Genomic DNA, 6,601 nt, shown 5'->3' with positions numbered 1-6,601 from the left:
GACCGGGGGCGGCGCGGGCGACGGCGTCCAGCCGCTTGGTGTCCCCGAGGACGACGCGCGGCTCCACCAGTGCCACGGCCGACTCGATCTCCGGGTCGCTCCAGAGGCCGTTCATGGCGACGGTCACGGCGCCCGCCGCCTGCGTGGCCCAGAAGGCGATGACCCACTCGATGCAGTTGGCGGCGCACAGCCCGACGCGGTCGCCGGGTGTCACCCCGTGCTCGTCGCGCAGGATCCGGGCGAGCGCCGCGACCGCCGCCAGGTGCTCGCCGTAGGTGAGCCTGCGGTCCTCGTCCGCGAGGTACTCGCGGCCGGGGTGGGCGGCCGTGGCATCGGTGAGCAGTTCGAGGATCGACGTCGGCCGTTTCTCGAACACGGCCATCCGCTCGCCGAGCACGTCCTCCTCGACGACGGCGTACGGCCCGCCGGGGGCGATGAGGGAGCGTCCGAACTCGCTCGCCGAGGCGCTGGGGAAGGTCTGCTCGACCAGGTCGCTCATGGGCCGGTCTTCCCGGCTTCGCGCAGGGCGGCCACTGCGCGCCGCTGTGACTCCGCCTCGCGTTCCAGCGCTTCGGTGAAGGGGATGTCCCAGGCGCCGTCGATGAGTTCGAGCGTCCCGGCGGCGGCGGTGGGGGCGACCTGGGCCAGCCGATCGCACCATTCGTCCGCGACGGCGTCCAGCTCCCCGGCGGGGACGACGCGGTTGACCAGGCCGAGGTCGCGGGCCTCCGCGGCCCCGATCAGCTTGCCGAGCAGGGTGAGCTCCTTGGCCTTGTGCGCGCCCACCATGCGCGGAAGCAGCCAGCTCAACCCGCCGTCGGGGGTCATCCCGTGCCGGGAGAACACCGCCCCGAACCTGGCGCGGTCGGACGCGAGGACGAGGTCGCAGCCCAGCGCGAGGCTCATCCCGACGCCGACGGCCACCCCGTCCACCTTCGCCACGGTCGGCTTCGGCATGGCGTACAGGGCGACGACGATCGAGGTGATCTCCCGCATCTTCGCGGTGACCTGCTCGGCTGAGCCGTTGATGCCGCCGGACAGGTCGGCCCCGGAGCTGAACTCCCCGCCCGCCCCGGACAGGACGAGCACGCGGGCGCCGCCGTCCCCCGCGAACGCTTCGAGCGCCCCGGCCAGCAGCCGCCAGCACTCGGCGTCCAGGGCGTTCTTGACCCGGGGCCGGTCGAACACCACATGCGCGACCCTGCCCGGCGTGTACCGGACGCCCCCGCCGGCCACCGGGGGCTCACCGCTCATCGGCGGGCATGCCGAGGCACTCGGCGAGGTTGTCGCGCATGATCCGGCGGACATCGGCGTCGCCGAACCCGCCGAGCCGTTCGACGAAGTCGGTCGGCTCCGCCAGCCCTTCGCCGTGCGGCCAGTCGGACCCGAACAGGACGCGCTCGGCGCCGATCCATCCGGCCAGCTCCATGACGTCCTCCTCGAAGTACGGCGCGACCCACACGTGCTCGCGCAGCACGTCGCCGGGATCGGAGGCGAAGTGCTTCGGCTGCTGGTTCGCCAGCTTCTTCAGCCTTCTGACGAGCAGCGGAACCCAGGCGGCGCCGTTCTCGATGCTCATGACCCGCAGGCCCGGGAACCGGCCGAAGACACCGTCGACGATCAGGGACCCGATCGCGTCGTGGATGGCGCGGTCGCTGATCACCAGCTTGGTCATCGGGTCCAGGTGGAACGGGTCGTAGCGGGCCGGGCCGCCCCACGCCGCGGCCAGCAGGTTGTAGCCGCTGTCGGCGAGGTGGAACGCCACCGGCACGCCCGCCTCGGCCAGCCGCGCCCAGAACGGGTCGTGCGCCGGGTCGCCGAGGGAACGCGGCCGTCCGTCCGCGCCGGGCACGGGCGCCGGGCGGACGCACACCACCCGCGCGCCGAGGCCGAGTACGCGGTCCAGCTCCGCCAGCGCGGCCGGTGGATCGGCGAGCGAGAGCATCGGCGCGGCGAAGAGCCTCTCCCGGTAGTGGTAGCCCCAGTCGTCCTCCAGCCAGCGGTTGAACGCCGCCAGCGACGCCATCGTGGCCGGGACGTCGTCGCGGAGCGCCTCCTCCACGCCGCACCCCAGCGTGGGGAAGAGCAGGACGAGCCCGAGCCCCTGCGCGCCGACCCGGTCGGCCCGCGCGTCCCGGTCCCGGTACTCGGCGTGGATCGGCTCGACGACGCGCAGGCTCTCGGGGTCCACGCCCTCCGGGATCTCCCCGCGAAAGTACGGGTCGAGGGCGCCGGGGACGAGCACCGGGTCGAAGGTCGGGTTCGGGATGAACCGGTTGACCTTCTCCCCGATCAGGATCATGGGACGGTCGTTCGCCTTCACGACCTGCACGCCGCGGCGGCGGAACCTCCGGTCGAGATGCCGGGTGAACGCGTCGATCGTCTCGTAGTAGTGGTTGTCGGCGTCGAACGGCCGGAACGGGCGGCCGCCGAAGGTCATCGGCATGGCTTTCCCTTCGTTCATGTGGAGCGCGGCAGGCCGAGTCCGCGCTCGGCGATGATGCGCCGCTGCACCTCGCTCGACCCGCCCCAGATCGGCAGGATCACCGCGTGCCGGAACTCCTCCGCGAACGCGCCGCCGGCCACGGCCTTCGGGTCGCCGACCTCGCGCAGCCCCTGCGGACCGAGCAGGTCCAGCAGCACCGAGGAGAACCGGACCCGGGACTCGGCGGAGAAGAGCTTGTGCATGGACCCCTCGACGGTCGGCGTCCCGCCCGTCGACTCGACCCAGCAGCTCCGGCGTCCCAGCAGCTTGGCCACCTCGACGTCGATGGCGAGGCGGGCCAGCCGTTCCCGGACGGTCGGGTCGCCGGACGAGGCGGAGTGCGCCGCGCCGGGGTCGCCGGCCGCCTCGACGATGGCGCTCAGCAGGCGGGAGTCCTCGCCGATGCCGCTGCGCTCGTAGGTCAGCGCCCGGAGCAGGACGTCCCAGCCGCCGTTGACGGCGCCGACGCGGGCGTCGTCGGGCACCCGGACGTCGGTGTAGTAGACGGTGTTGGTGCGCTCCCCGCCGATGGTGCGGATCGGGTGGATCTCGATGCCGGGCGCGTCCATGGGCACCAGGAACATGGTGAGCCCGCGGTGCTTCCCCTGCCGGGGAGGCGGATCGCCCTCGTCCGGCCCCGCGGAGCCGGTGCTCGTGCGGGTCAGGAGGAAGACGTAGGCCGCCTCTTCGGCCAGCGTCGTGAACACCTTCTGGCCGTTGATCACCCACTCGTCGCCGTCCTGCTCGGCGCGGGTGCGGGCGGACGCGACGTCCGAGCCGCCCTGCGGTTCGGTGTAGCCGAGGCAGATCAGGATCTCGCCGTTGATCGCACGGGGGACGATGCCGGCGCGCATCCGCTCCGTCCCGTGCTCCAGGACGGTGCGCGCCACCAGCATCGTCATCCCCATGCCCTCGGTGGGTGCGTGCCGCTTCTTCAGCTCCTCGCGCATGGCCATCAGCTCCAGCGGGCTGCGCCCCTGGCCGCCGTACTCCTCGGGCCAGCCCGCCGCCAGCCAGCCGCGCGAGGCGAGGGCGCGGTGCAGCTCCCAGTCGTGCATGGACCCGGTACGCCGTACGCGTTCGCGCACGTCGGAGGTGACGTGCTCGTCGAGGAACGCCGCGACCTCCGTGCGGAACGCCTCGCTTTCGGGGCCCAGGTCAAAGTTCATCGCCGGTCCGTTCGCCGAAGAGCTGGTCGGCGAGGCTCTGGTACTCGCGTTGCACCGAGCCCCAGACCAGCGGGTACGCCCGGGCGCGCCGGTAGTAGAGCTGGATGTCGTACTCGGCCGTGAAGCCGTAGCCGCCGTGGTAGTGCAACGCGTCGGCCGTGACGGCGACGGCCTGTTCGGCGGCGTAGCAGAACGCCATGGTGGTGACGGCGCGGTCGCGCGGGGCCCGCTCGTCCAGTGCCCACGCGGCCTCCTGGACGAGCAGCCGCGCCCCGTCGACCGCCGTCGCGTGGTCGGCGAGCCGGTGCGCGACGGTCTGGAACGACCCGACGGGACGGCCGAACACGTGCCGTTCCCGCACGTACCCGACCGCGATCTCCAGGGCGCGGGCGGCGACGCCGACGAGCTGGGCGGCCGTGAGCAGCTGCCAGTCCTGCCGCGCGGTCTCGAACGCGCGCCGGGCCTCCTCGCCCTTCGCGACCAGCTCGATCGTGCCCGCGGTCAGGTCGCGGTCGGCGAGCGGCAGGCCGCCGAGGTTGGCGGCGGCGGCCATCGGCGCGTCGGCGACGGTGGCGGCGAGGAGGCCGTCGTCGTAGGACAGGACGACGTCCGCGACCGCCCCCGCGGGGGCGAGTTCGGTGTCCGGCTCGCGGGCCGGGTGCAGGACGAGGGTCGCGATCCGCCCCTCGGCGCAGCGGGCGGCGATCGCCTTCGCCGCCGGGGTGCCGCACCCCTGGAGCAGCCTCGCGGTGACCAGGCTCTCCACGACCGGCGCGCTGGCGAGATGGCGCCCGGCCTGCTCGGCGATCAGGACGAGCTGCCCGGCCGTGACGGCCTCGCCGTCCGCGCCGAAGGCGATGGAGGGCACGCCGATCTCGTTGAGCGTCGCCCACAGCCGCGCGTCGAAGCCCAGGTGCTCCGCCGCCCTGACGCGGTCGGGCGACGACTCCTTGGCCAGGACGGCACCGAGCGTGGCGGCCAGTTCCCTGTCCTCCGGGCTGAGCGCCAGGTCCATGCTCTCCCGTCCTGTGCTTTCCCGTCCTGTGCTTTCCGGTCCCGTGCTTTCCGGTCCCGCGCTTTCCGGTCCTCTGCTTTCCGGTCCCGTGGTCCCCACCTCCGCGGCGTCCCGCTCCGTGGGCATCGCCGTCATCCCCGCGCTCCCGGCAGCAGCCGCTCGCGCAGTTGCCGCTTGTAGAGCTTTCCGGTGTCGGAGCGGGGCAGCTCGCCGGTGAACTCGATGCGGCGCGGGCACTTGTAGCGGGCCAGCCTCGACGCGCACCACTCGGTCAGCTCCGCCGCGAGGCCGGGCCCGGCGCCGGCGGGGTCGATCGGCTGGACGACCGCGACCGCGATCTCCCCGAGGTCGTCGTCCGGGAGCCCGACGACCGCCGCGTCGTACACCTTCGGGTGTTCGACCAGGGCGTTCTCGGCCTCCTGGGGATAGATGTTCACCCCACCCGAGATGATCATGAAGGAGGCGCGGTCGGTGACGTACAGGTAGCCGTCCTCGTCGAGCCGGCCGAGGTCGCCGACGGTTCGCCAGCCTTCCGGGCTGGTGGTCTCGGCGTCCTTGTCCGGCGCGTTGAGGTAGGTGAAGTCGGTTCCCTCGGCCCAGATGAGGCCGGTCTCGCCGGGCGGCAGGTCCCGTCCGTCCTCGTCCCGGATGTGCAGGGAGCCGAGCAGGGGGCGGCCGACCGAGCCGGGACGCTCCAGCCACTCCGGCGCGGTGATGAAGGTGAACCCCGCCCCCTCCGAGGACGACCAGTACTCGGAGACGATAGGCCCCCACCAGCCGATCATGCCGCGCTTGATCTCGGCCGGGCAGGGCGCGGCGGCGTGCACGACGGCCTTGAGGCTCGACACGTCGCGGGCGAGCCGCTCCCGCTCGGGGAGCTTGAGCATGCGGGTGAACATGGTGGGGACGAACTGCCCGTGCGTGACCCGGTGCCTCTCGATCAGCGCCAGCGCCTCGCGGGCGTCGAACCTGGTCATCAGCACGACCGTGGCGCCGACCCGGAGCGTGGTCATCGTCCACATGCACGGGGCCGTGTGGTACAGCGGCGCGGGGCACAGGTAGACGGAGTCCTCGTCTATGCCGATCAGGCCCGTCAACCCGGTCAGCAGGTCCCCGGAGGCGGACGCCGGCGCAGGCCGCAATCGGCGCTTGATGCCCTTCGGCCGCCCGGTCGTCCCGGAGGAGTACTGGAGGATGTCGCCTTCGAGTTCGGTGTCGCGCTCGTAGTGCGGGGCCGTCGCGATCTCGGTTTCGTAGTCGTCCCACCCCGGGGACGGGCCGCCGCGCAGCAGGCGGTGCCGCACGCCGGGCGTCTGCTCGGCGGTGAGTCCGGCGGTGAGTTCGGCGGTGAGTCCGGCGGTGAGTTCGGCGGTGAGTTCGGCGTGGACGGGGAGGTTCGCCGAGGCCAGCAGGGCGCTCGCCTCGGAGTCGGCGAGGATGTAGGCGATCTCCGCCGCGCCGAGATGCCTGTTGACGGTGACGAAGTAGAGCCCCGCGATCCGGCAGGCCCAGATCATCTCCAGGTAGGCGGGGGTGTTCTCCGACAGGATCGCGACGACGTCCCCGGGCCGCAGGCCGCGCCGCCGCAGCGCGCCCGCCAGCCGCGAGACGCGGTCCGCGAGTTCGCCGAAGGTGAGGACCTCGCCGTTGTCGCAGATGACGGCTGCCCGACCGGGGTCGGTGCCCGCCGTGGGCAGCGCCTGGACGGCGGCCTGCGCGCTCATGTGGGCGGGGTGTGGGGGTCGGGCAGATCGGCGCCGCACGGGTCCGCGGCTCGGGCTGCTCGCTGTGGGCCGGGGTGCTGCTGTACCTCGTGCATGGGTCACGTCCGTGGGTGGGTTCCGGAGCGGACGGCCGGAGGCACGGGGGTCGCCCGCAGCGTGGAGGGTGACGAGGGTGTTCAGCGGGTCGGACGGTGGGCCGCTAGGGGAG

General features: G+C 73.1%; 6 protein-coding genes. All 6 read right to left on the bottom strand.

What is annotated here, in order from left to right; translation table 11 throughout:
* The coding region (locus E1285_RS42365; protein ID WP_165966997.1) for a class I adenylate-forming enzyme family protein at positions 1 to 499 on the bottom strand (499 nt) is incomplete at its 3' end.
* On the bottom strand, positions 496 to 1,254 hold the full coding sequence (locus E1285_RS42360) for an enoyl-CoA hydratase-related protein (RefSeq protein WP_165966996.1): 759 nt from the start codon (positions 1,252 to 1,254) through the stop codon (positions 496 to 498). The genes E1285_RS42360 and E1285_RS42365, both read right to left, overlap by 4 nt.
* Entirely contained in the window at positions 1,244 to 2,464 is a 1,221-nt protein-coding gene (locus E1285_RS42355) for an amidohydrolase family protein (protein ID WP_207947225.1), read from the bottom strand. Before E1285_RS42355 ends, E1285_RS42360 begins: the two co-directional genes overlap by 11 nt.
* The gene (locus tag E1285_RS42350) at positions 2,461 to 3,654 is read right to left on the bottom strand and encodes an acyl-CoA dehydrogenase family protein (protein ID WP_132160492.1); all 1,194 of its coding nucleotides are present in this window, start codon (positions 3,652 to 3,654) and stop codon (positions 2,461 to 2,463) included. Before E1285_RS42350 ends, E1285_RS42355 begins: the two co-directional genes overlap by 4 nt.
* Positions 3,644 to 4,669: an acyl-CoA dehydrogenase family protein gene (locus E1285_RS42345; protein ID WP_132160490.1), complete on the bottom strand. Its 1,026-nt coding sequence runs from the start codon at positions 4,667 to 4,669 to the stop codon at positions 3,644 to 3,646. The genes E1285_RS42350 and E1285_RS42345 overlap by 11 nt, the downstream gene beginning before the upstream one ends.
* Positions 4,670 to 4,800: 131 nt before the next feature.
* On the bottom strand, positions 4,801 to 6,393 hold the full coding sequence (locus tag E1285_RS42340; protein ID WP_132160488.1) for an acyl-CoA synthetase: 1,593 nt from the start codon (positions 6,391 to 6,393) through the stop codon (positions 4,801 to 4,803).
* Positions 6,394 to 6,601: the final 208 nt, after the last annotated feature.

The organism is Actinomadura sp. 7K507 (assembly GCF_004348425.1).
Classification (GTDB): domain Bacteria; phylum Actinomycetota; class Actinomycetes; order Streptosporangiales; family Streptosporangiaceae; genus Spirillospora.
The sequence above is the reverse complement of the archived record's forward strand: the minus strand, read 5'-3'. Positions and strand labels throughout refer to the sequence as shown.

What these genes read in the sequence shown, in the direction of transcription:
- E1285_RS42360 (WP_165966996.1), bottom strand. Translation starts at nt 1,254, where the DNA reads ATGAGCGGTGAGCCCCCGGTGGCCGGCGGGGGCGTCCGGTACACGCCG.
- E1285_RS42355 (WP_207947225.1), bottom strand. Translation starts at nt 2,464, where the DNA reads ATGAACGAAGGGAAAGCCATGCCGATGACCTTCGGCGGCCGCCCGTTC.
- E1285_RS42350 (WP_132160492.1), bottom strand. Translation starts at nt 3,654, where the DNA reads ATGAACTTTGACCTGGGCCCCGAAAGCGAGGCGTTCCGCACGGAGGTC.
- E1285_RS42345 (WP_132160490.1), bottom strand. Translation starts at nt 4,669, where the DNA reads ATGGACCTGGCGCTCAGCCCGGAGGACAGGGAACTGGCCGCCACGCTC.
- E1285_RS42340 (WP_132160488.1), bottom strand. Translation starts at nt 6,393, where the DNA reads ATGAGCGCGCAGGCCGCCGTCCAGGCGCTGCCCACGGCGGGCACCGAC.